24 protein-coding genes are annotated in these 25554 nt (G+C 33.3%); 12 read left to right on the plus strand and 12 right to left on the minus strand.

Translation table 11 applies throughout. From position 1 onward, the window contains the following. The first annotated feature begins 3 nt into the window (after positions 1-3). From ACJJV4_RS03160 to ACJJV4_RS03175, 4 genes are all read left to right on the plus strand, one after another. Positions 4-717, plus strand: a complete 714-nt coding sequence (locus ACJJV4_RS03160) for a heavy-metal-associated domain-containing protein (protein ID WP_405292046.1) — start codon at positions 4-6, stop codon at positions 715-717. A gap of 35 nt (positions 718-752) precedes the next feature. Beyond that, positions 753-2993, plus strand: a complete 2241-nt coding sequence (locus ACJJV4_RS03165; RefSeq protein WP_405292047.1) for a TonB-dependent receptor — start codon at positions 753-755, stop codon at positions 2991-2993. Between the two features lie 25 nt (positions 2994-3018). After that, on the plus strand, positions 3019-3408 hold the full coding sequence (locus ACJJV4_RS03170) for a heavy-metal-associated domain-containing protein (protein ID WP_405292048.1): 390 nt from the start codon (positions 3019-3021) through the stop codon (positions 3406-3408). Between the two features lie 95 nt (positions 3409-3503). Then, positions 3504-3845, plus strand: a complete 342-nt coding sequence (locus ACJJV4_RS03175; RefSeq protein ID WP_405292049.1) for a ribose-5-phosphate isomerase — start codon at positions 3504-3506, stop codon at positions 3843-3845. A gap of 90 nt (positions 3846-3935) precedes the next feature. On the opposite strand, the gene ACJJV4_RS03180 is transcribed toward ACJJV4_RS03175, so the two are convergent. The 7 genes from ACJJV4_RS03180 to ACJJV4_RS03210 all read right to left on the minus strand — a co-directional run bounded on the left by ACJJV4_RS03180 (position 3936) and on the right by ACJJV4_RS03210 (position 11610). Continuing rightward, positions 3936-4442 carry an OmpH family outer membrane protein gene (locus ACJJV4_RS03180; protein ID WP_405292050.1) on the minus strand — a complete coding sequence of 169 codons (507 nt, stop codon included), beginning with the start codon at positions 4440-4442 and terminating at the stop codon, positions 3936-3938. 30 nt (positions 4443-4472) lie between these two features. Then, a complete protein-coding gene (locus tag ACJJV4_RS03185) occupies positions 4473-5408 on the minus strand; it encodes an OmpH family outer membrane protein (protein WP_405292051.1) in 936 nt (311 codons plus the stop codon). Between the two features lie 314 nt (positions 5409-5722). After that, positions 5723-8344, minus strand: coding sequence for an outer membrane protein assembly factor (locus tag ACJJV4_RS03190; RefSeq protein ID WP_405292052.1), 2622 nt, complete (start codon positions 8342-8344; stop codon positions 5723-5725). Next, the gene (locus ACJJV4_RS03195) at positions 8277-9017 is read right to left on the minus strand and encodes an isoprenyl transferase (RefSeq protein WP_405292053.1); all 741 of its coding nucleotides are present in this window, start codon (positions 9015-9017) and stop codon (positions 8277-8279) included. Before ACJJV4_RS03195 ends, ACJJV4_RS03190 begins: the two co-directional genes overlap by 68 nt. Position 9018: 1 nt before the next feature. Then, complete coding sequence (locus tag ACJJV4_RS03200; protein WP_405292054.1) at positions 9019-9705, minus strand: DUF6089 family protein; 687 nt, start codon at positions 9703-9705, stop codon at positions 9019-9021. A 353-nt stretch (positions 9706-10058) separates the two neighbouring features. Next, complete coding sequence (locus ACJJV4_RS03205) at positions 10059-10946, minus strand: NAD kinase (RefSeq protein ID WP_074938972.1); 888 nt, start codon at positions 10944-10946, stop codon at positions 10059-10061. Between the two features lie 4 nt (positions 10947-10950). Further along, on the minus strand, positions 10951-11610 hold the full coding sequence (locus ACJJV4_RS03210) for an acetoin utilization protein acuB (protein WP_405292055.1): 660 nt from the start codon (positions 11608-11610) through the stop codon (positions 10951-10953). An 87-nt stretch (positions 11611-11697) separates the two neighbouring features. Here ACJJV4_RS03210 and ACJJV4_RS03215 point away from each other — a divergent pair, with 87 nt between their 5' ends. The 6 genes from ACJJV4_RS03215 to clpX all read left to right on the plus strand — a co-directional run bounded on the left by ACJJV4_RS03215 (position 11698) and on the right by clpX (position 17356). Beyond that, a complete protein-coding gene (locus tag ACJJV4_RS03215; protein ID WP_405292056.1) occupies positions 11698-12411 on the plus strand; it encodes a pyridoxine 5'-phosphate synthase in 714 nt (237 codons plus the stop codon). Between the two features lie 62 nt (positions 12412-12473). Further along, the gene (locus ACJJV4_RS03220) at positions 12474-13247 is read left to right on the plus strand and encodes an alpha/beta fold hydrolase (protein ID WP_405292057.1); all 774 of its coding nucleotides are present in this window, start codon (positions 12474-12476) and stop codon (positions 13245-13247) included. Between the two features lie 18 nt (positions 13248-13265). Continuing rightward, positions 13266-13616, plus strand: coding sequence for a phage holin family protein (locus ACJJV4_RS03225; RefSeq protein WP_405292058.1), 351 nt, complete (start codon positions 13266-13268; stop codon positions 13614-13616). 283 nt (positions 13617-13899) lie between these two features. Continuing rightward, the gene (tig, locus tag ACJJV4_RS03230; protein WP_405292059.1) at positions 13900-15228 is read left to right on the plus strand and encodes a trigger factor; all 1329 of its coding nucleotides are present in this window, start codon (positions 13900-13902) and stop codon (positions 15226-15228) included. 147 nt (positions 15229-15375) lie between these two features. Next, positions 15376-16050, plus strand: a complete 675-nt coding sequence (clpP, locus tag ACJJV4_RS03235) for an ATP-dependent Clp endopeptidase proteolytic subunit ClpP (RefSeq protein ID WP_042499093.1) — start codon at positions 15376-15378, stop codon at positions 16048-16050. Positions 16051-16123: 73 nt separating this feature from the next. Further along, a complete protein-coding gene (gene clpX / locus ACJJV4_RS03240) occupies positions 16124-17356 on the plus strand; it encodes an ATP-dependent Clp protease ATP-binding subunit ClpX (RefSeq protein ID WP_405292060.1) in 1233 nt (410 codons plus the stop codon). Positions 17357-17580: 224 nt separating this feature from the next. Here the strand turns inward: clpX and ACJJV4_RS03245 are convergent, their stop codons facing one another. Further along, entirely contained in the window at positions 17581-18996 is a 1416-nt protein-coding gene (locus tag ACJJV4_RS03245; protein ID WP_405292061.1) for a fasciclin domain-containing protein, read from the minus strand. Positions 18997-19146: 150 nt separating this feature from the next. Between ACJJV4_RS03245 and ACJJV4_RS03250 the strand changes: the two genes are divergently transcribed. Next, on the plus strand, positions 19147-20025 hold the full coding sequence (locus ACJJV4_RS03250) for a MerR family transcriptional regulator (protein WP_405292062.1): 879 nt from the start codon (positions 19147-19149) through the stop codon (positions 20023-20025). Between the two features lie 88 nt (positions 20026-20113). Here ACJJV4_RS03250 and ACJJV4_RS03255 read toward each other — a convergent pair whose 3' ends face one another. Next, on the minus strand, positions 20114-21637 hold the full coding sequence (locus ACJJV4_RS03255) for a GH3 auxin-responsive promoter family protein (protein ID WP_405292063.1): 1524 nt from the start codon (positions 21635-21637) through the stop codon (positions 20114-20116). Positions 21638-21680: 43 nt separating this feature from the next. Between ACJJV4_RS03255 and ACJJV4_RS03260 the strand changes: the two genes are divergently transcribed. Then, the gene (locus ACJJV4_RS03260) at positions 21681-22472 is read left to right on the plus strand and encodes a DUF2797 domain-containing protein (RefSeq protein WP_405292064.1); all 792 of its coding nucleotides are present in this window, start codon (positions 21681-21683) and stop codon (positions 22470-22472) included. Between the two features lie 66 nt (positions 22473-22538). Here the strand turns inward: ACJJV4_RS03260 and rpsU are convergent, their stop codons facing one another. The 3 genes from rpsU to ACJJV4_RS03275 all read right to left on the minus strand — a co-directional run bounded on the left by rpsU (position 22539) and on the right by ACJJV4_RS03275 (position 25544). Then, complete coding sequence (rpsU, locus tag ACJJV4_RS03265; protein WP_158844967.1) at positions 22539-22733, minus strand: 30S ribosomal protein S21; 195 nt, start codon at positions 22731-22733, stop codon at positions 22539-22541. 37 nt (positions 22734-22770) lie between these two features. Next, a complete protein-coding gene (locus tag ACJJV4_RS03270; RefSeq protein ID WP_405292065.1) occupies positions 22771-23634 on the minus strand; it encodes an RNA polymerase sigma factor RpoD/SigA in 864 nt (287 codons plus the stop codon). 395 nt (positions 23635-24029) lie between these two features. Then, positions 24030-25544, minus strand: a complete 1515-nt coding sequence (locus ACJJV4_RS03275) for a RagB/SusD family nutrient uptake outer membrane protein (protein ID WP_405292066.1) — start codon at positions 25542-25544, stop codon at positions 24030-24032. Between the last annotated feature and the right edge of the window lie 10 nt (positions 25545-25554).

The raw sequence follows: 25554 nt of genomic DNA on the forward strand, positions 1-25554 counted from the left end.
AAAATGATACATACATATAATGTTGCAGGTATGACTTGCAATGGCTGCCGTACCTCGGTAGAAGAGAAGCTTAATGCTATGCCTTTGGTTAAAAAGGCTGCGGTTACACTAGAAAATTCTGAAGCCGTAATTGAAATGCATAGCCATATTCCTTTAGAAAACTTCCAAAACGTATTATCTAATAAATATACCATTGTTAAAAGTGAGGCAAATAATGCTGGCATAGTGGCTACGGAACAATCTGAGCTAAAACAACTGTTTCCGTTGTTTTTAATTTTCGGATACATTTCTGTTGCAGCCTTATTATTGAATACTTCGCCATGGAATGTTACCGGTTTTATGCTCGATTTTATGGGCTTGTTTTATGTGGTATTTAGCTTTTTTAAATTACTGGATTTAAAAGGCTTTCCGGAGAGTTTTAAAATGTACGATCCGCTTGCAAAGGCGATACCTAGTTATGGTTGGATATATCCATTTATTGAAGTTGTTTTAGGTATTATGTTTTTAATGCGAATAGAGGTTATGTTGGCATTAGTTGCAACATTGGTAATTTTAGGCATCACTACAATTGGCGTTGTAAAAACGCTTTTAGATAAAAAATCTATTCAATGTGCGTGTTTGGGAACAGCTTTAAAATTGCCCATGACCAAAGCCACTTTTATTGAAAATAGTATCATGATTATTATGGCAATTACTATGCTAGTTATGTCTTGGTAAAGTTGCGCTATTTTCTAAATTCTTATAAAAATAATATGAAAAATATAATATATATATTGTTATGCTTTCCCGTATTTCTGTTTTCTCAAGAAAAATTAACAGGAACTATTTTGGAAGCTAATGATAATAACACACCAATGAGATTAGCGGGAGCTAATGTTTATTGGATTAATACATCTATTGGTGCAGTTACCGATATTGATGGTAAATTTAGTTTGCCTTATGAAACGAGTTATAAAAAACTGGTGATAAGTTATGTTGGTTTTAAAACCGATACGCTTACTGTTAATTCTTTAAAGCCCATTAAGCATTGGTTAAATCCAACTAGCGATTTGGATGAGGTGACATTAACCTCTAGAAAACAGGCTACATCAAAATCTTATATGCAGGCACAAAACGTGTTTACTGTAAGTAGCGATGAACTTTTAAAGGCGGCGTGCTGTAATTTATCTGAAAGTTTTGAAACCAACCCATCTATAGATGTTAATTTTGCTGATGCTGTTTCTGGAACTCGACAAATAAAAATGCTAGGACTTACAAGTCCATATATTTTAATTGCAACCGAAAATATTCCCTCTATTCGCGGTGCATCTCAAGCTTTCGGACTTAGTTTTATTCCTGGTACTTGGGTAGAGAGTATTCAAATTACTAAAGGTGCTGGTTCGGTGGTTAACGGTTATGAGAGCATTGCTGGGCAAATTAATGCGGAATTGGTTAAACCTAATAGTGATAACAAGTTATTTGTTAATTTGTTTGGAAACATTGCAGGGCGTTTTGAGTTAAATACGCATGTAAACACAAAAGTATCCGATAAATGGAGTACAGGTCTATATTTACATGGTAATGTGCATAATCAAAGACATGATGTAAACAACGACGGTTTTTTGGATATGCCGTTATATAGCCAGATAAATGTAATGAACCGCTGGCAGTATACCGACCTAGAAAAAGGCTTTGTTAGTTTTATTAATTTGAAGGTTTTAAATGATGAAAAGCAAATGGGTGAATTGGATTTTAATCCACAAACCGACAAATTAACAACCAATGCTTGGGGTAGTGAAATAAACACGAAACGTTATGAGGTTTCGAGTAAATTGGGCTATGTTAATCCTGAAATTCCATATCAAAGTATTGGTGTCCAAACAGCATTTAGCCATCACGTTCAAGAATCTTATTTTGGTTTAAATCAATATGATATTACTCATAATAGTTTATATGCTAATGCCATTTATAACACTATAATTAGTGATTCTAGGCATAAGGTAAAAACAGGAGTGAGTTATACTTATGATGATTATGATGAAGTTGTTAATTTGGAAGATTATGGACGTACGGAGCATTCGGTTGGTGCTTTTTTTGAATATAATTTTGATAATTTAGATAAGCTTAATATTACCGCTGGCTTGCGAGTTGATCATCATAATTTATTGGGGAATTTTGTAACACCCCGATTACATGCTCGTTATACACCATGGGAGAAATCTGCTATTCGAGCTTCTTTTGGTCGTGGTAAGCGAAGTGCTAATATTTTTACCGAAAATCAACAAATGTTTGCCACGTCTCGAAATATAAATATTTTGAGTTCTGGAGGTAATATTTATGGTTTGAATCCAGAAATTGCTTGGAATTACGGACTCTCTTATCTTCAGGGTTTTAATCTATTTGGACGAAAGGCTGATGTTACTCTAGATTATTATAAAACAGATTTTAAAAACCAAGTGGTTGTAGATTATGAAAATCCTCAGGAAATTAATTTTTATAATTTAGAAGGTAAAAGTTACGCTAATAGTTTTCAAGCGGAATTAAATTATAATATGTTTAAAAATTTTGATTTACGTTTGGCTTATAAATTTTATGATGTCAAAACCGATTATAAGTCTGGCGAATTAGAGAAAGCTTTGGTACCTAAAAACAGGTTTTTTGCAAATGCATCATACGAAACAGCTAAACAAGGTGTGAATAATTCTCATTGGAGATTCGATACGACGTTTAATTGGATAAGTCAGCAACGTTTTACTTCTACAGTTACAAACCCTTTACAGTATCAATTACCAGAATACTCACCAACGGTAGGAACTTTAAATGCGCAAATTACACATGTGTTTTCTCCTAAATTTGAGATATATTTAGGTGGCGAAAATATTACGAATATAAGGCAAGACAATCCTATACTTGGGGCAGACGATCCGTTTGGTTCTAATTTTGATTCTACTTTTGTTTATGGTCCAATTTTTGGTTCTAATTACTATATGGGATTACGATTTAAAATTATTTAATGCTAACAACTTAAAAAAAAATATTATGAAAAAACTATTAATTATTACCTTGTTACTTGCGGTAACAACATCATTTTCACAGAGTAAAAACGAAAGAGCATCTATAGAAGTAGATGGCGTTTGTATGATGTGTAAAGCTAGAATAGAAAAAGCGGCGATTAGAACAAAGGGAGTTAAATCAGCGGTATGGAGTGTGAAAACTCATGAATTGAAATTAATTTATGATGGAAGAAAAACAAATTTAGACTCTATTAAATCTAGTGTTTTAAAAGTTGGGCACGACACGATGGATCTTAAAGCAACAGAGGAAGCTTATAATACAGTACATCCATGTTGCCGATACAGAGATAATGAGGTTATAGATGATCATATTGACGAAAAAAAAGAGGGTAATCATGATGAACGTGCTCATTAAATATTAAATTTGTAATACTTATTTAAAAGTTCACCTGAAGTTTGGGTGAACTTTTTTAGTTTTATAATATATTATTATGCTTAAATCTTGATTGGATGCCTTATAGAATTTATGTTATTGAATTATCGAAACGGTGTTATACCGAAAATGTAAAGTTTAGAGCAGCGAATCCGCAATTTAATGGGGTGTTGCAATGTTTGTACGTTGGCATGACCAGTAAAACACCTAGAGAGCGTTTTGTGCAGCATAAAACAGGCTATAGAAATAAAAAGGGGTATAAGCTGTCTGCAAATATTGTAGAGAAATACGGCGCTTATTTAAGACCAAGTTTATACAACCATATTGATCCAATTACAACACGAAGCGATGCTTTAAAAATGGAGCGCATTTTAGCTTTAGAATTGCGTCGTCAAGGTTATGCCGTTTGGTTTAATTAGGAAGGTAAGACAAAAGTGTTAGAGTTAAAAGCATAAAAAAAACCTATGAATTTAATTCATAGGTTTTTTTTATGCTTTTAAAAAAAGAAATTAGATCCCTAAGTCTTTCTTTACATCGTTTAATAAATCTTTACCGTCAGCAAGAATAGTTACACCAACTCCTGAGTCTAAAACATAATCATACCCTTGTGCTCTTGATACTTTTAAGATAGCTGCTTTAGCTTTTTCTGTAATAGGTTGTAACAAAGCAATTTCTTTAGATTGTAAATCTTTTTGAGCATCTTGTTGAAATTGTTGTAAACGTTGTTGTTTTTCTTGTAACTCTAAAATACGTTTTTGATTCTCTTCGTCTGTTTTGTTTTTAGCTTCAGCTTCGTATTGTTTTTGAAGATTTTGAAATTCAGTAACAGAACCTTGCATATCTGTTTGGTATGTTTTGCTTAAAGCTTCTAATTCTGCTTGAGCCGTTTTCATTTCAGGCATCGCTTTAATTAATTCTTGTGTATTTATATGGGCAACTTTAGTTTGAGCTTGTGTGAAACTAATTGTTCCAATACATAATGCAGTTGCTAATAAAAGTGTTTTAAAGTGTTTCATTTGTAAATAGTATTTGTGTGTTATAAATTATTAATTTTTGTTTAAGCTGTCTTTTGCTTTTTGGCGATCTTCTAATATTTTTTGTCTTTTCGCTTCCAATGCTTTTTTACGTTCTTCTCGTTCTTTTAATTTTTTTAATCTGTTTTCTTCAATAAGTTCAGCTCTTGTTTTTGTTTCTCCTTCTGTTTTTGTAGCTGTACTTTTGGCTGCGGATTCTGTACTTTCTGGTTCCGCGCCCGATCGTTCTTGTTTTGCTTTTTCTCGATCGTCTAATATTTTTTGTCTTCTATCTGCTGCTGCTTTTACTTTAGCTTCACGAGCAGCTAATTTCTTTTGTCTCGCTGTTTCAATAGCACTTTCTCTTTCGGCCTTTTTTTCTTCTAAAACTTTTTGTCTAGCTTCTAATTCTAAATTTACCTCAGGAACGATATCTTCTTTTTCAGCAGCTTTACGTTCCGATTTAGATTGTGCTTGCGTTCTTTTAGATGTTCTGGTTATGCTTCTTAAAACTTGGTCGCTAATATCTAAAGAATTTGCGACATACAGCATGCCTCCATTAGCTTTATCTAATACTAACTGATATTTTCTTGCGGCAACAATAGTTTGTACGGCTGCAAATATTTGATCTTGAACGGGCTGCATTAATTGCCTTTTCTGAATAAACAAATCGCCATTTGGGCCGAATCTTTTTTGTTGATAGTCTAATATTTCATTTTCTTCAAACGTAATATCTTCTTCACGTTCTTTAATTAATTCTGCTGTTAAAAGCGCTTTCTCGTTACTTAAGTCTTTTCGCTTTTGTTCTACAGTTAATAATTGTGCTTGAATTTCGTTTTTCCACTTATCAGCTTTTTCATTTAATTGGGCTGTAGCTTCTTGATACTCTGGTACGTTTTCTAAAATATATTCGCTATCAATATAGGCTAGGCTTACGCCACGTTGTGCACTTACCGATAGGGTTAACATAAAAACTAGGGTCAATAAAAAAAGAACGTTGTTTTTCATCTGTTTAAATATTTTTATCATTTATGTTTTATAAATTCTAAAAACGACAGACGATTAATATTGTTGCTGTCACTTCTATGAATTGTTTTTATTCGATTGAATTTATTAATTTTTTTATGGTTCCTGTCGGAACTCGCAAAATAAACATTTTCGTTGGTATGGAAAATTTTTAATTGCTCATTTCAAAATTAACGAAATTTAATCTTAAAAATTTCAATTCATATTCAAATCATCATAGTGTTAATAGAAAATATCGTGCCAAAATAATTTACAGGTTAAAATTGTTGACCAATAATGAAGTGTGTTTCCCATCCGTTTTTAACTGTTTCTCCAGGTAAAGCGTCGAAACCATGACCAAAATCAATACCTAATAATCCAAATGCTGGCATGAAAATACGGATACCTAAACCTGCAGAACGTTTTAAATCGAATGGATTGTAATCTCTAAAGTTATCAAATGATGCTCCTCCTTCTACAAATCCTAAAGCATAAATTTTAGCAGATGCAGCCAAGGTAATTGGGTAACGTAATTCTAATGAGAATTTATTGTAGATAGATCCTCCATCTTCACTAGAAAGTGATTGGTTAGGGTAACCACGCAGTTGTACAACCTCACGACCATCTAAGCTATAGTTAGCTAAACCATCACCACCTAAAAAGTATCTTTCGAAAGGAATTACACCACGATCTTGGTTGTATGCTCCTAAGAATCCGAATTCAACATTAGGTCTTAATACTAAATTTTTAGAGACTTGTGTATACCAAGTTCCTTTAAAGTTTACCTTGTAAAATTCTAACCAGTTGTAACGTTCTTGATCTATTTCACCTGCTCTTTCATAATCATCAGCATCAGAAAGGTCTAAAGCATCATAGTCTTCTTTTAATTGTGCATAATCTGTACCGTTGAATAAAGAGTATGGTAAAGATGCTTTTGCTGTTACAGAGAAGCTAGAACCTTCTATTGGATAAACAGGGTCTACACTTGTATTGTTTCTACTTAAGCCAATAGTGTAAGATAAGTTGTTTGAAAAACCATCTCCAAAAGTAAATAAGCCTGTGTTGTAATTATTTAAATCGTAACGTTGGTATGATACTGATTGAGATAATACGAAGAAATCATCTGGAACAGTTAAGCGTTTTGCTAAACCAAAAGTAATACCTGTAATATTGAAACTTCTACTTTTATCTGCTTCGTAGTTTGTGTAATCGTATAAAAATTGCTTAGTATGCGATAAAGATGTCGAGAATTGTACCGGTCGTTTTCCTCCTAACCATGGCTCGGAGAATGAAAAACTATACGTTTGGTAAAATTGACTGGCTTGTAAACGTAAAGCTAATTTTTGACCATCACCCATTGGTATTGGCTTATAAGCATCTTTCTTGAAAATATCTTTAATAGAAAAGTTATTGAATGATAAACCTAAGGTACCAATAAAACCACCGCCACCGTAACCACCTTGCAATTCAATTTGGCTGGATCCAGTTTCCTTAACCACATATTCCATATCGATAGTTCCTTCGTTTGGATTTGGGTTATTAAAGTTAGGAGTTATTTCTTGAGCATCAAAGAAACCCAGTTGACCAAGTTCTCTAACTGTACGTACTACATTGGCTTTACTATATAGTTGGCCGGGACGCGTACGGATTTCACGATATACAACGTGATCGTTTGTTTTATCATTACCTACTACAGAAACACTATTGAAATATGCAGGTTTTCCTTCTGTTATTCTAATTTCCATGTCGATAATGTTGTTATCGGCACTTACCTCTACGGCATTGATGTTTGAGAATAAATAACCATTGTTTTGATATAAGTTGGTAATATCTGCTGCGTCTGGTTTTGTATCGTCTGCTATACGTTTTGCTAGTGTAACACCATCGTAAGTGTCCCCTTTGTCAATACGCAACAAACGGCTTAGTTGTTGGTTGGTGTAAACCGTATTTCCGATAAAAGTAATATCTCCAAATGTATATTTCTCACCTTCTTCTAAATTAATTTTAAGAGATATAGTTTTATCGTCGTTAACAATAATACTATCTGACAATACACGTGCATCTCTATAACCATTTTCTTTATAGGTGTCGATTAAGCTAACTAAATCTTCTTTGTAATCAGCTTCGATATATTTAGAACGTTTAAGCAGACGAATCGGGTTTTTCTTCTTCGTGTTCTTCATACTTTTTCTAAGCTGCTTTTCGCTCAAAACAGAATCTCCGCTAAAGATAATATCGTCTATTTTTACTTTTTCACCTTTATCGATATTTAATACCATATTTACTCTACTTGTTTGAATAGAATCTTTTACATCAATGGTATTAATATGTACTTTGGTGTTTAAAAAACCATCCTTTTTGTATTTACTAGTAAGGTAGTTTTTTGTTGTAGTTAAAAGGTTTTCGGTAACTTTTACACCTTTTTTTAATTTGTTATCTTCTATAATGCCTTCTTTTTTACCGTTTTTAACGCCATTAATCTTTAGGTCGTTAAGTTGTGGTAAATCGGATAAGTGGATTTCTAGAGTAGCAACATCCCCCTCAATGTTGGTTACAAATACTTCAATATCACTAAAAAGATTGGATTTCCAAAGCTTTTTAATGGCATCTCTAATGTCTTCACCAGGAATTTTTATTTCTTTTCCTTTGCTTAAACCGGAGTAAGCAACAATAGTTTGCTCACTAAAACTGGTGTTTCCGGAAACGGTAATTTGTCCTAATGTATACGTTTTACCGTTTTTGTAATCTAAATCTTGAGCCTGAATATTAAAACAACTTATAAAAAGTAAAAATGCTAAATAGCATTTTGAGTATGTTTTAAAAGCTAATAAATTAACTAAGTTGTTCACTTGTTTTCCCAAATCGTCGTTCTCTTTTTTGATATTCAATAATAGCTTCATACAAATGTTGCTTTGTAAAATCGGGCCAAAGTATATCTGTAAAATATAATTCGGCATAAGCAATTTGCCAAAGCAAGAAATTACTTATACGCTGCTCCCCACTGGTTCTTATTAGCAAATCTACGTCGGGTAAATTTTGCGTGTAAAGATGCTCATTAATAATTGATTCTTCAATATTTTCGGGCGAAATTATATTATTTTTAACTTTAATACTAATCTCCTTAACAGTATTTATGATTTCTTCGCGGGAACCGTAGCTAAGTGCCAAGGTTAACGTCATGCGTGAGTTACTCTTGGTTTTATCTATAACCTCATGTAGTTCCTTGTAAGCTTTTTTAGGTAATGTTGTTAAATTACCAATGGCCATGAGTTTAATATTATTGTCTTGTAATGTTTTTATTTCTTTTCTTAATGCTGAAACCAATAGTTTCATTAAGGTTTGTACTTCTAGTTTTGGGCGGTTCCAGTTCTCGGTTGAAAAGGCATATAATGTTAAGTTTTCTACACCAAGTTCTGCACAAGCCTCAACAGTTGTTCTTACAGATTTAGTGCCGTTTTCGTGTCCAAAAGCACGAAGCATACCTTGTTTTTTGGCCCAACGTCCATTACCATCCATAATTATGGCAATGTGTTTGGGTAATTTTTCGAGTTGTATGTTTTCTTTTAAGTCCATTTTAATCGTAACAATAACAGGGTTTAATTCCGAAGGTGTAAGTTAGTGTAATTCCTGTAAAGGTGTACCAATCGTTATTATTTATATTGCCGAATTGATATTGTTGGTTGGCACTACTTTCCGGAAAGTTACCATCTATATTATCTGTAAAGGTATAACGGGCTCCAACTTCAAAGCCAAGTATAAAATTACCTAGTATATTAGTTTTATAGCCAATTGCCATTGGTATGCCTATGGTCCAGTCTTTTCCATTGTCTGGAATTTGCAAGCCTCGTTCAAAATGATTGGTGCTATATTGCGTAGCAGTTATACCACTATACAAATATGGTGTTCCAATAGTTTCACCTGAATGAAGATTAAAATCAACAAAGGTTAGTTCCATTCCAAGAGCAATTTCTAGCAGATTAGAATCTAATGAATAATCACGTTCTATACGGCGCGGATCTTTAGATTTACTATCTTCTGCTTGAATGTCTGCATAAATTAAGGATATTCTATACGAATGTCTAGAACTTCGATTCCATTTATATAGTAGACCGATTGCTGGAGTATTAGGAGCAATAAAAGTGGTTTCCCCAACATCGCCAATTAAATTACTGCCACCTAGGTATACACCAATTTCATTTATTTGAGCATGGTTTATTTGGGTGCTTAATAGGCTTAATGCCAATATGATTAAATATCTCATAGATGTTTAAAAGTTTGCAAATATAATAAATAAGAATGGACTGTTGCAATTTGAGGTTAACAGTATGAGTTTAAAACTGTTTTTATTTAAAATTATTGTTTTGTAATTAGATGAAGAGTTTATTTCTTGAACAAATTTGTTTTATTTTTTGGGGAACTTTGGTTTGTCTAAAAACATAGCAAGTACCCGCGTTAGGGATTGATGCGGCATCCTTTTTTGTGCGCGCCTTATTTTTACAAATGAAGACGCGCCTTATGTTTTAAGACTGTTTTATCGTTTTGGACGAGGCGTATTGTGCACAATAAAAGATATAGCGGAAAGCCCGACCCTTGTGGTAACGCCCAAAAAGGGAATTATTGATTACGTTTATCTTCGCCCCAAAGTAGTTTTTTTCTAAGGGTTACTAGGAAGCTTTCGCTAGGTAAATCGATCATTTTTATTCTGAAATCCGCCTTTTTTATGGTGATTAATGTGCCATTATCTAAAGTTGCAATTCTTGAATCTAGAGAGACTAAATGTTGCTCTTCACGACCATTTACTTTAAGTTGTATTTCTGTAGAATCTGGTATTATCAATGGGCGTGCACTTAAATTGTGCGGTGCTATTGGTGTTAATGCAAAACTGTTAGCGCCGGGTGTTATTACTGGTCCGCCGCAACTTAATGAGTAACCTGTTGAGCCGGTTGGTGTTGATACAATGAGGCCGTCGCTCCAATAGGAGGTTAGTAGTTCGCCGTCTAAATAGGTTTCTACGGTTATCATTGAGGTGGTGTTTTTTCTGCTTACTGCAATTTCGTTTAAGGCGAAATTCATAGATAATATATCGTCGTTTTCTGGCGATGTTTCTACAGAAAGTAAAGTGCGTTCGGATATTTTATAATTGCCATCTATAATGTTTTGCATGGCATTTTCTATCTGGTTTACTTGTATGGTTGCTAAAAAACCAAGGCGACCTGTGTTGATACCAATTATTGGAATGTCTAGGTTTTTTACATAGGTTATGGCACGTAAAATTGTACCATCGCCACCAATACTTACTAGTAAATCGAAGGAGTTATCGAGTTTGTCGAAGGTTTTAAATGATGAATAGTCGCTTTCGTTTTGCGATTCACTTTTTATAAGATTCGAGAATTCGGTTTCAATATAGGCATCGAATTCTTTTTTGAGTAAATAGTTTAGAAGCGTTTCTACAGAGGTGGTAGTTGTTTTGTTGTAAAAACGTCCAAAAATTGCAACTTTCATAAAATTATATATCTAAGTACTTGTTTAAATAATCCGATCGTTCTTTTAGGCTTTCAATATAGCTGTCCTCTTCGTGACCAGAAATAATATTATAACTGTAACGCCTGAAGGTTTGTATAATTTCGTTTAGGCCTGTATTGCCTATTTTTAGGGTGATTTGTACTAAGTCGCTATTCATTTTAGATATAAATGCGCCAAGCAGTTTACCATCGTTAGATTCTACAATTTGGCTAATTTCACTAAAAGAATAATCGTTAACTCCCTTTTCTATAACCAATATACCTCCAGCTTCGGAGAAAAAAGGCGATTCGTTAAAAAGGCTAATAATGTCGTTTAGTTCGTAATATCCTAAATACTTGTTTTGTTCACTTAAAACAGGCATAATATTGGTTGAGTTTTTTGCGAATGCCTCTAAAACATCGAGCCAAACGGTATCGTTACGAACAAAAAAATCTTCGAATGCATATTGATATTCAGATAAAGGCTTACCACTATCAAAGCAATGCGCATCTGTTTCTGAAAAACTACCTAAATAAGTGCCAATATCATCAGAAACTGGAATATGTGAAAACGTTAACTGATTAAACAGTAGTTGTACTTCACTAATTTTACTGGTGTTTTTTAGTGGTTTTATATCGTTTATAATGTATTCAGAAAGTTTCATAACGCCTTTTAATAGGTATGCAAATTAATCAAAAAAATAGCAATTATGCTTGTTCTACTTTGTATTTTTGTGTTTTAAAATGTATTTATGACAAAGTTAAGTGTTAATATAAATAAAATTGCCACGTTGAGGAACTCTAGAGGTGGTGATGTGCCTAATGTTGTTGGGTTTGCGAAAGACGTACAACGTTTTGGTGCAGAGGGTGTTACTATACATCCAAGACCAGATGAACGTCACATTAGATATCAGGACGCACGTGATTTAAAACCAGAAGTTTATACTGAATATAATATAGAGGGTAATCCTGTAGAATCATTTTTAAAACTTGTTTTAGAAGTCAAGCCTACACAAGTTACCTTAGTTCCAGATGCGGTTGATGCTATTACAAGTAATGCCGGTTGGGATACTATAAAACACAAAGGTTTTTTAATTGATGTGATTAAGGAATTTCAAAATAACGGGATTCGAACTTCTATTTTTGTAGATCCTGTATTAGAGCAAATTGAAGGTGCTAAAGCTACCGGAACCGACCGCATTGAATTATACACCGAGGCCTTTGCACATCAATATAGTTTGGGTAACAAGTCTGCAATAAAGCCTTATATTGAAAGTGCCGAATTAGCAAACAGTTTAGGTTTGGGGATAAATGCAGGTCACGATTTATCGTTAGATAACACTGCGTTTTTTAAACAAAATATACCAGGGTTATTAGAGGTTTCTATTGGGCATGCCTTAATTGCCGAAAGTTTATATTTAGGCGTAGAGAATGTAATACAAATGTATTTACGTAAATTGAAATAAAAAGTAATTACAACCAAATAAAGCAGGGAAAAATAAGTTCTAAGAAGGGTTAATGGAGAATTATGGAAGAAAAGAAGTTGTTATATTCAAATATTTTAGGTGAAGGAAAACCGTTTGTAATTTTACATGGTTTTTTAGGAATGAGCGATAATTGGAAAACACATGGAAAACATCTTTCTGAGCAAGGTTTTGAGGTTCATTTGGTCGATCAAAGAAATCACGGTAGAAGTTTTTGGGATGCTAATTTTAGTTATGAAGTACTTGCGGAAGATTTAAAAGGCTATTGTGAAGCACATAACTTAAAAGAGATTACCTTACTTGGCCATTCAATGGGAGGTAAAACTGCAATGCTCTTTGCTTGCGAATATCCAGAGTTGGTTTCAAAATTAATAATTGCCGATATTTCTCCACGTTTTTACCCTGTACATCACGACGGAATTTTGACAGGGTTAAGTGCTTTAAATTTTGATGTTATAAAAACCAGAGATGAAGCAGATAGTGCATTAAGTGGGTATGTGGACGATGTTGGAACGCGCCAATTTTTATTAAAAAACCTGTATTGGATTGAAAAAGGAAAATTAGCATTGAGAATAAATCTTGATATCTTAAAAGAAGAAGTGTCAGAAGTTGGAGAGGCTTTGCCAAGTTATCTAAATTTTGACAAACCCACGCTGTTTATGCGTGGCGATCGTTCGGAATATATAGGTGTTGGTGATGAAGCTATAATTAAAAACCATTTTTCCGATTTTAAAATCGTTACTATTGCAAACGCGGGGCATTGGTTACATGCAGAAAACCCGAAGGACTTTTTTGCAGCCTTACTTAATTTTATTTAATTTTAAAATAAAAATATCATGAACACAATAATAAAAGTTTTAGTAAATGCTATAGCTGTATTTGTTTTGGCAAACGTGCTTTCGGGCGTTCAGGTAGACGGTTATTTGTCTGCCATAATAGTTGCGATCGTACTTTCAATTTTAAATCTTTTGGTAAAACCTATTTTGGTTATTTTTACATTACCGGTAACAGTAATAACTTTAGGATTATTTTTGCTAGTCATTAATGGTTTAATTATTCTTTTAGCCGATGAATTTATCAATGGTTTTTCTGTTGATAATATTTGGTGGGCTATACTCTTTAGTATACTGTTATCCATTCTGCAATCTATTTTACAGTCCTTTTTTACCACCGATAAAAAGAGTTAACTAGAAATCTAGAATAGTTTAATAAACTTTATACGAATATAAATGCTTGTGGTGCGGTAGTGCCTGTGGAGAAAACCCCGGAAACTCGGCAAATTAAAAACTTTGTTAGGATGTAAAAATATTGTACTTTTGCATCCCGATTTTAGTTGCTAAAAAATCTAATCTTAGATTCAGATTAATTTTTTACTAAAATTTAGTTTTCCTGCTAAGTAAGGTAAACTCAAAGAAATATAAGGTTTTAAACCTAATTGTTAAATGCCTTTTCAGGCTTATATCATTAAAAATGAATATTACAAGAGAAAACGTTGATGCATTAAATGCTGTGGTAAAAGTAGATATCGCTAAAGAAGATTATAGCGATAAAGTTGAGAAAATATTGTTAGATTACCGCAAAACAGCAAATATTCCTGGATTTAGAAAAGGGCATGTGCCAATGGGCATGGTGAAAAAACAATACGGAAAAGCAGTTTTGGTTGATGAAGTAAACAAACTTTTACAAGATGCTTTAAATAAGTATTTAACCGAAGAAAAACTAGATGTTCTTGGGCAACCGTTACCAAAAACGCAAGACGAAATTAATTGGGATGCCGATCAATTCTCATTTGAATTTGAATTAGGTTTAGCTCCTCAATTTGATGTTGAATTAAAAAGTAAAAAAGCCATCACTCAATATAATATTGTTGCTGATGATAAAATGATTGATGAACAAATTGAACGTATTCAAAAACAATACGGAAAATTAATTCCTCAAGATGTTGTAGAAGCAGATAGCGAAATTACTGGTGCTTATACAAACGAAGAAAAAGAAATTGATAACACGGTAACTTTAACTTTAGATAAGTTTAAAGGAAAAGCAACAGCAAAACAATTTATTGGAGCTAAAGCAGGAGATGTTATTGTTTTAAAAACTAAAGGGCTTTTCGAAGACGATCACGATTTAATGCATGCGTTAAAATTAGGTCACGATGAAGTTCATGGTTTAGATATTGAAGTATCTTTTACTATTACTGAGGTTAACAAAAGAGAGTTGGCCGATTTAGACCAAGAGTTGTTTGATAAGCTTTTTGGCGAAGGTACAGTGAAATCTGTTTCCGAAGTAAGAGAAAAAATTAAAGAAGATGCTGAAAAGCAATTCGTGCAACAAGCGGATCAAAAGTTATTAAACGATGTGACTGAGCATTTAGTTGAAAATACTAAATTCGATTTACCAGCCGAGTTTTTAACGAAGTGGATGCAAACTGCAGGTGAAAAAGAAATGGATGCTGACCAAGCTAAAGAAGAGTATGAGAAGTCTGAAAAAAGCTTACGTTACCAATTAATAGAAGGTAAGTTAATCGAGGCTAATAACGTGCAAGTAACTATGGACGATATTAAAAATCATGCTAGAGAAATGATTAAAGGGCAAATGGCTCAATTTGGTCAATTAAACCCTTCGGATAAAGAGTTAGATGATATTGCTGCACGTGTGTTATCAAACCAAGAAGAGGCGCGTCGTATTTCAGAACAATTAGTAAGTCAGAAATTATTATCTGTTTACAAAGAAAAAGCAAATCTTAAAGTTAAAGAATTAAGTTACGAAAACTTTGTTAAAGAAGTTTACGGCGATAAATAAAATAAATAATAAATGTTTATCTTTAGGCGCTTAAATCTATTAGATTTAAGCGCTTTTTTATTCAAAACAAATTATATAAATAGTTTTATTTAGCACAAATACTTTTAATTCAATGTGTTAAATAGAATTTAATATCAAAATAATATTATGGATTACGCAAAAGAATTTGAAAAATTCGCGATAAAAGATCAAGGTATTAGCAGTACATACTACAATAAAATTATTAGTAGCATGTATCCAACTAATTTAACGCCAAACATTATTGAAGAACGCCAAATGAATATTGCCGTTTTTGATGTGTTTTCGCGCTTAATGATGGATCGTATTATTTTTCTAGGAACCGGAATTAATGATCAAGTTGCAAACATTGTACAAGCACAACTTTTATTTTTAGAAAGTACAGATGCTAATAAAGATATCCAAATTTACATTAACTCTCCAGGAGGAAGTGTATATGCTGGACTAGGTATTTACGATACCATGCAGTTTATAAAGCCAGATGTAGCAACTATTTGTACGGGTATGGCTGCTTCTATGGGTGCTGTTTTGTTATGTGCAGGCGCAAAAGGAAAACGAAGTGGGTTAACACATTCTCGTGTTATGATTCACCAACCTTTAGGAGGAGCTCAAGGACAAGCAAGCGATATTGAAATTACAGCTAGAGAGATTTTAATTTTGAAAGAAGAACTTTACAATATTATTAGTAAGCATTCTGGGCAAGATTACGACAAAGTATATGAAGATAGTGATAGAGATTACTGGATGAAAGCTGATAAAGCTAAGGAATACGGTATGATCGATGAAATTTTAGCTCGTAATTAATAAAAATTCACTAACTTTAAAGTGTTGGTATAAAGGGGTTTGAAATTTATATGCCTCAAAACAAGTAAGATTAATGGCAAAAGAAGAATTAGAATGTTCGTTTTGTGGTCGTAAAAAGCCTGAAACAAATTTGTTAATAGCAGGATTAGATGCACACATCTGCGATAGATGTATTGAGCAGGCTCATGGTATTGTTATAGAGGAATCTAAGCAAAACGATAGTAGCGATCTATCAGCGGAATTAAAACTACGCAAGCCTTTACAAATTAAAGAATTTTTAGATGAATATATTATTGGTCAAGACATGACTAAAAAAGTAATGTCTGTGGCTGTATATAATCACTATAAGCGTTTATTACAACCACCAACTGGCGATGATATTGAAATTCAAAAATCAAATATCGTTATGGTTGGGCAAACCGGTACAGGTAAGACTTTAATGGCCAAAACTATTGCTAAAATGCTTAATGTACCTTTAGCTATTGTAGATGCAACGGTTTTAACCGAGGCTGGTTATGTTGGTGAAGATGTTGAAAGTATTTTAACGCGTTTATTGCAAGCTGCAGATTATAATTTAGAGAAAGCAGAAAAAGGTATTGTTTTTATTGATGAAATTGATAAAATAGCACGTAAAAGTGATAACCCTTCGATTACTAGAGATGTCTCTGGTGAAGGTGTGCAGCAAGCTTTATTAAAATTATTAGAAGGTACAGTTGTGAATGTGCCACCTAAAGGCGGACGTAAACATCCAGATCAAAAATTTATAGAGGTTAATACTGAAAATATTTTGTTTATTGCTGGTGGAGCTTTTGATGGTATTGAAAGACATATTTCAAAGCGACTAAATATGCAAGCAGTAGGGTATAGTGCTTCTATGTCTGACGAGAATGTAGATCAAAGTAATTTGTTACAATACATAATCCCAAAGGATTTAAAAGATTTCGGTTTAATTCCTGAAATTATTGGAAGACTTCCTGTGTTAACGTATATGGATCCTTTAGATGCTAAAACTTTAAGAGCAATTTTGACAGAACCTAAAAACGCTATAATTAAACAGTATAAAAAACTGTTTACTATGGATGAAGTAGATTTTTCTATTAGCGATGGTGCACTAGATTTTATCGTCGGTAAAGCTATTGAATATAAATTAGGAGCTAGGGGATTACGTTCTTTATGTGAAGAAATTTTAACTGATGCTATGTTTGAATTACCAAGTAGTGAGGATAAGGTCTTGAATGTGACTAAAACTTACGCCGAAAGAAAATTGACTAAAACAACTATTAAAAAGCTAAAAGCGGTTTCTTAAAGTTGAGCTGTATTATAATTTAAAAAGCCATTTGTAAAATTATTTACAAATGGCTTTTTGTTTTACTGTTATTTTGAAATTGCTTAAAAAAATAGTACTTAGTATATATGTTTTTTTTGAGTAATTGATTAATTCTTGTTTTTTTGTCTATCAAAAAAAAAGCCGACCTAACAAGGAGTTAGAGCCGGCTTTTAAATTAACTAGTTTTAGGGAATAAGTTAATATTAGTTATTAATCATTACTTTATTAATTGCGTGTATTACTCCGTTTTCAGCTTGTACATCTACAGCTACAATTCCTATATCGGTAGCTCCCGATCCGTCAGTTATGTTAGCGATATTGTTTCCTGTGCCCGGAAGTGAAATAGTAATATCGTCTCCTTCAATGGTTGCTGCTGTTGTATCGCCAGGGTTGGTTAGCATACTAGAAGTTATGTTAGCTTCTTTTATAACGTGATGTAACAATATCTGTGTTAAGGCAGCTTCTTCAGGTACAGCGGTTAAGGCTGCAAAGGCATCGTTTGTAGGAGCGAAAACAGTAAAGTTTGGATCCAACATATCAGAGTTACCTGTTTCAGTTCTAGATAATATAGTTGCAAAATCTGTTGCAGGTGTTAATGTTGTTAAAGCATCTACTAAGGTTGAAAAGTTTGGGTCTGCAACGGCAAATGTAACTACTGTTGGAATATCAATAACCGTATCTATCGCATGAATTATACCGTTAGTACCAACGATATCTGCTTTTGTTACAGTAGAGATTCCATTAAACATAACGCCATTTGTTGTATTGAAATATAAACTAAGAGCATTACTACTTGGTCCAGTGGCTCCTGTATTGGTGTATCCTGCACCTAAATCTAACAGAGCTGTAGAGGTTATTGTTGAACCTATTATTACATGATTAAGTAGTATTTGAGAAAGAGCGCCGGTATCAACATCTCCTAAGGCAGCACCGTCTAAAAAAGTACTAAAAGCCGCATCGCTAGGTGCTAATACTGTAAATGGACCATCTCCACTTAGAACGCTAACCAGATCTCCGTCTGCCGCTCCTAGTGCTGCTACCAGATTTGAAAAATCAGAATTTGATATTGCTAAATCTACAACACTTGGTAATCCTAAAACAGCATCTATTATGTGTACTGTTCCATTAGAAGCATTAACGTCCGCTGTTGTAACTGTTGCAATGTTATTGAAAGTAACTCCATTTGTAGCGTCAAAATAAATACTAATATTTTCGTCTCCAGCTCCAGTTGCGCTTCCTGAAGTATAGCCAGATCCCATAGATATTAAATCACTAGCTGATACATCTGCCATAATTACATGGTTTAATAAAACTTGTGATAGAACGTCTGTTGGTAGCTCTTCTAATGAATTGAATCCGTTATCGGATAAAAAAGTAGCAAAAGCATCGTTGGTAGGAGCTAAAACTGTAAATGGACCATTACCGGCTAGTACAGTGGCTAAGTCGCCGTCTGCTCGCAGTAATGCTGCTACTAAAGAGCTTAAACTCGGAGTTTGTTGTGCTAGTTCCACAATGTTTGGTGTTGGTTCTGGTGTTTTAGTGCCATCGTCATCATTGCTACATGATGTGGTTATTAATGATAGACTAAAAAGTGCGATAATAAAATGTTTCGTTTTCATACTGTCTAATTTATTTTGTTAATTGTTAGACAAATATATATAAAATTTTATTTATGTCCAACATTTAAAAATTAAACATAGACAAAATTGTTTTCAAAAATGATTTGGATTATTTTTTTTTGTTTAAGTTTGTTTAGTAAACAATTAGACATGAGTAAGTATACAATGGCACAGATTGTGGCTTTAACAGGAATTAAAGCGCATACTTTACGCAAGTGGGAAACACGATATAATTTTTTGGATCCTGAGCGTACGGACACTAATATCAGGTATTATTCAGGTGAACAATTAAAGAAATTATTGAATATTGCCGTTCTAACTAGAAATGGATATCGTATTTCTAAAATCGATAAAATGACAGATGATGAAATTCATGAAACCATTTCTGATGGTATTACAGAAGGACATTATGAAGGTGAAATTAGTGCACTAATTGTTAGTATGCTTAATATGGATGAGGTTGGTTTTAATGATGTTTTAAGAACGCAAATAGTAAAAAAAGGCTTATTAGCAACGGTAACAGAACTTATTTACCCTTTTCTTAATCAGGTAGGAGTGTTATGGGGAATTAATAAAGTTATGCCTGCTCAAGAACATTTTATTTCCAATTTAATTAAAAGGAAAATGTATGCTTCTATTGATTTGTTGGCCTATCCTCAAAAAAATGCACCAAGTATATTGATGTTTTTAACGGAAGACGAATATCATGAAATAGCGCTCTTACTGGCGTATTACATAGCACGAGAGATGGGGTGGTGCGTTTATTATTTAGGGCAAGATGTGCCGACAGAAAATATTAAACAAGTTATACAAGAAGTAAATCCAGATTTGATGCTTTCTATGTTTGTAACACCTACTGAGCATCCAGCGAAAGTTAAAGTTGAAGCGATACTCGAGCAAGGAAATGTGCCTTTACTTATTTCTGGTAACCCCATAAATTTAGAAGGTATCATGGATGATGAAAGAATTATATATTTATCTCATCCTGATGATTTAATTAAAAATTTAAGGACAATAAAACCGGCTTAGTTTACTATAAGTTTAATAGAAATCAATTTATTAGCTTTTCGATAAAAGATGTAAATCTTATTTTTATAATTACGTTATTTAAAACTACTTAAGCGTAACACACATTTAATTCAAGCAGTTCATCGATGTAATCTCTGGTGTTTGAAAGTCGAGGTACTTTGTGTTGTCCGCCTAGTTTGTTATTTTGTTTAAGCCAATCGTGAAAAAGGTTTTTTCGAGCTATTGTAATTTTAGGTTTGTTTAATGTAATGCTGTTATACCGTTTCGCTTCATAATCAGAATTTAAAGCTTTCAGGGCATTGTCAAAAAGTTCATTAAAATAATCTATGTCTTTTGGAGGGGTTTTAAATTCAATAAGCCATTGGTGAGCACCTTTTTCTTTCCCAACCATAAAAATAGGGGCAGCTGTATAATCTACTATTTCTGCTTCAGTTTTGGAGCAAACGTTTTTTAGAGCTTCTTCAGCATTTTCAATAATAAGTTCTTCACCAAAAACATTAATATGGTGTTTTGTACGTCCAGAAACTTTTATTCTATAGGGGCTTAACGAGGTGAACCTAATGGTGTCTCCAATTTTGTAACGCCATAATCCAGCGTTAGTGGTTATTATAACGGCGTAATTTGTGTGCAATTGAACATCACTTAAAGGGATAGCTTGTTCTTCAGATGTTGCATAAATATTCATAGGTATAAACTCATAGAAAATACCATAGTCTAGCATTAGTAATAATTCATTTGAGTCATTTTGGTCCTGAATGGCGAAAAAACCTTCCGAAGCATTATAAATTTCATAGTACTTAAAATCTTTTTGCGGTAGTATTTTTTGGTATTGATCTTTATAAGGCGTAAAACTAACACCACCATGAAAGTATACTTCTAGGTTTGGCCAAACTTCGTGTAAGCTTTGTTTTCCTGTGGTTTCAAGAACGTTGTTTAAAAGTACAAGCATCCAAGAAGGTACGCCGGCTAGACTGGTAACGTTTTCATTTATAGTTTCGTTTACTATGGCTTGCATTTTGTGTTCCCAATCACTCATTAAGGACACTTTGTTGCTTGGGGTGCTGCTGTATTCTGCCCAAAAGGGCATATTATCAATTAAAATAGCCGATAGATCACCAAATACAGTGCCTTTTTGTCTAGAGAGTTCTTTACTTCCGCCTAAGCGTAAACTCTTTCCTGTAAATAATTGCGAATCTTCGTTGTTGTTTAAGTACATGCATAGTAAATCTTTACTTGCTGCATAGTGGCAGTTCTCCAGAGATTCTTGGCTTACCGGGATAAATTTACTTTTAGCACGGGTCGTGCCACTAGATTTTGCAAACCATTTTATGGGTGTAGGCCAAAACAAGTTGTTTTCACCATTGCGAGAGCGATCTATAATATCTTGCCAGCCGTCATAATTTTTTATGGGGACACGCTCTGCAAATGTTTTGTAATTTTTTATAGACTTGAAATCGTATTGTTTACCTAATTCAGTGTCTTTAGCCATATGTATAAGGCTTTGTAGCAATTCATTTTGAACTTCATTTGGGTATTTTAGGAACAATTCTATTTGATGAAATCGTTTTTTTAAAAACCAAGAAGCAATTGAATTTACTATAGGGATTGGCATAATTATTTTTATCTTTAATTTTTTAAAAATAAGACTTTTTTTTATGACTTACCAAGGTGTTTTAACAAAAATGGAAACCGAATTTTCTAACCCAATTCAGTATTACTTGGTTTTTGATTCGGATTTTATAAGTATGAATCAGTTAATAGGGAAAGAGATTTCTATTGAATTTGTAAAATATCAATGTTTAAATTGCGGATTAGATAAACCAATTTACAGGCAAGGGTATGATAAGCAATGCTTTTTTGAAACGGCGCAGGCGGGAGATTGGATTATGCGCCCCGAATTAAGTACAGCACATTTAGGTAAAGAGGATCGTGATCTAGAGTATGAAAAACGTGTGCAATTACAACCGCACATTGTGTATTTGGCGAACTCTAGTAATGTAAAGGTTGGGGTCACTAGAAAAACACAAGTTCCAACGCGTTGGATAGATCAGGGAGCACACGAAGCTCTAGAAATTGTAGAGGTGCCTAATAGGTATTTAGCGGGCGTTACAGAGGTCGCTTTGAAGTCTTATGTAGCAGATAAGACTAACTGGCGTAAAATGCTTAAAAATGATAATGAAGATGAAAATTTAGTGGAATGGCGAGATCGTTTAAAGCAACATATACCAGATGAAGCTGCAGAGTATTTTATTGAGAATAATTCGGAAACACATTTGGAGTTTCCGGTTAATAAATACCCGCTTAAGCCAAAGAGTCTAAATATTAAAAAGGCATTAAAATACACAGGGAAAGTCGTTGGGATAAAAGGACAATATCTCATTTTTGAAGATGAGACGGTATTCAATATTCGGTCTAACGAAGGGCTTGTGGTAAAAATATCAGTATAATAAATTAAAAAATCCCATTACGATAGAATCGAATGGGATTTTTTATAAGCTTAAAACAAGTAAAGGCTATACTTCTTCTTGGTCTCTTAAGTTTTGAATGTAAGCTGCTTTTTTTACTTGACGACGTCTTTTTACAGATGGTTTAGTGAAAAACTGCCCTTCACGTAAATTTTGCATTACTTTGATGTTACGGTGTTTTCTTTTGTAGCGTTTTAAGGCACGCTCTATATTTTCACCATCTTTTACAATAATCTTTAACATAGATACTCTTTTAATTAATTGATTTTAAGTTTTAGGCTTATCCTAAATACGTTTTTAATACTTTACTTTTTGAGGTTTGTCGTAATCTACGAATACCTTTTTCTTTTATTTGTCTTACACGTTCCCGTGTTAAACCAAAAGAGTCACCAATTTCTTGGAGGCTCATAGGTTGTTTTTTACTAATACCATAATAATGACGAATAACCTCTGCTTCTTTGTCCGAAAGGGAATTTAAAGCACGGTTAACTTCTATATTCAAAGCGTCCTGCATTAAACCAGAATCTGGTCTAGGCGATTCGCTAGAATTCATTACATCATACAAGTTTGATGTCTCACCTTCTTGAAAAGGAGCATCCATAGAAACATGGCGCCCAGAAATTTTCATAGACTGTTTAACATCGGTTAATGAAAGATCTAATTTGCTCGCAATTTCTTGCGCACTTGGTGGTCTTTCATTCTCTTGTTCTAAAAATGAATAGGCTTTATTAATTTTATTAATCGAGCCAATTTTGTTCAAAGGTAATCTAACTATTCGAGATTGTTCAGCTAAAGCTTGAAGAATTGCTTGACGAATCCACCAAACGGCATAAGAAATAAATTTAAACCCTCTAGTTTCGTCAAAGCGTTTTGCCGCTTTCACTAGGCCAGCATTGCCCTCGTTGATTAAATCGGGTAGAGTTAGACCCTGATTTTGATATTGTTTTGAGACTGAAACTACGAACCTTAAATTAGCAGTTGTGAGCGTATCTAGAGCTTTTTGGTCGCCATTTTTAATTAATTGGGCTAGTTCGACCTCTTCTTCAGCTGTGATAAGGGGTATTCTACTAATGTCTTGAAGGTATTTGTCTAGGGATTTTGACTCGCGGTTGGTAACTTGTTTCGTAATTTTTAATTGCCTCATGTAGTGTTTTTAAAGTTATACTAAAGGATAATATAACTAATTCAACGAGAAAACCTAATTATTAAGGAGTTATCTTTAGTTATGACGAAAATTGTAACGTTTTCATTTATTTTAACTTCGGTACTGCTCAAAAAAATTAATAGCAGATTGGAAGTTGATTTTTTTATTAAAAGAAATCGTTACTCTAGAAACTGTTTTATAAATAGATGAATTTTAAGTTGAGATTATAGATTTACATTGAGCTTTAATGATTATTTTTAATTATAATTAGTAGACCAAACGTTGTATCATATTTACATAATGATATAAATAGAAAAATCCCCAAGAGCATGAAACTCTTGGAGATTTTTAAATTAAACCATTATCTGTTATTTATAGCAATGTGGTATAAATAATTAGTTGATAAATGGATTGTTTTGTACTTCTAATAAAGGAATTTCCAAAGTAAGACGATCGTCATTATAGGGAATTACTTCGCCTGCTAAGTATAAATGGTTAGTTCCTCTTACAACATTCGCTTTGTTTCTTTTAAGAGCGAATAAACTTTTTCCTTCAGCAAAAAACTCAATACGTGTTTGTAAATATATTTCATCTATTAATGCTTGTCCGGTTAAGGTGTCAACATAAGCATAGTCAGCTGCAGAGTCAAAACGTTCTGCTAAAATTTGCTTTAAACGAGTTTTAGCATCTTCTTCAGCTCCTATTTTTGCATTCATTTCAGCAGATAACATGTATAATTCATCAATACGCATGTAAATATAATCATCTTCAATAACTCTTTGACCACCTCTAACTCTTCCAGCGTTGTAAAACTTCTTGAAAGGGATTAATAGATCTGAATCTTGTAATTGGTTTACTTCATCGTCAATATCTGCTTGAGTAGCAAATTGAATTTTACGTTGATCTGTATCTTTAATTTGGTCGTATAATCCTTGATCAATTGCTTTTTTATCACCAGCCCATTGGTAGCTATATGTATAGATATCCATTTGGCCCCACCATGATATCAAATCTAAGCCAGTATCTGTTGTAATATCTGCACCCCATAACCAACTTGGAGTTTCTACAGAGTTGAATCCTCCAATAGTTTCTGCCTTTGTTGTAATAGGAAGACCTGAATTTGCTATAACTTTTTCAGCTAAATCTCTAGCTAAAATATCTGTAGCGTTAGTATCCATAGATCCATAAACATAAGCTAATAATGTGTTTGCAACATCTTCATTAACTTCAAATAATTCAGCTCTGCTGTAACCTTCTAAAAGTGTTGCTGCTTGCTCTAAATCATCAATCATTTGTGCGTAAACCACTTGAGTTTCACTTTGTTCTAAAGCATCTCCATTTGTGTTTATGTATAATGGCAATACTTTAGAAGTCGGAGTGTATTCTGGAATATAAAGTTGAGTTAAGTAAAAGTACGCATATGCACGCATAGCTTTAGCTTGTCCCATTGTTGTTTTATTAGAGTCTGTAATAGTAGCATCGTTACCTCCTAATGCATCAATAATTTTGTTTGCAGATCCAATAATTCTGTAGTAATATCTCCAAGCTGAATAATTTGCTCTTGTAAACGTGTTATCTACAGTAACTAATAATGCCGCAAAATTGCTATATCTGTTATAGTTATTTGCTGTTAGAGCTAAATCTCCTGAAAGGAAATCTGAATAAATGTCATTACCTTTTTGTCCAAAATCGGCATGGTCAGTTGTTCCTCCAGTTCCAGTTGTGTACATAGAATTAAAAAGACCACTAAGTGTACCAGCTAGTATGCCTGGGTATATTTCTCCAGTTTCACCAACATCCGAAATGGAAACGTATTGTGTAGGAGTTTCTTCAAGAAAATCTTCTCCACAACTAAAGGTAAGCGTAGCAACCGCTACTACCAAAAGTGATTTTATATATTGTGTTTTCATATTATTTTTT

The organism is Algibacter sp. Ld11, assembly GCF_045066735.1.
GTDB lineage: Bacteria > Bacteroidota > Bacteroidia > Flavobacteriales > Flavobacteriaceae > Algibacter.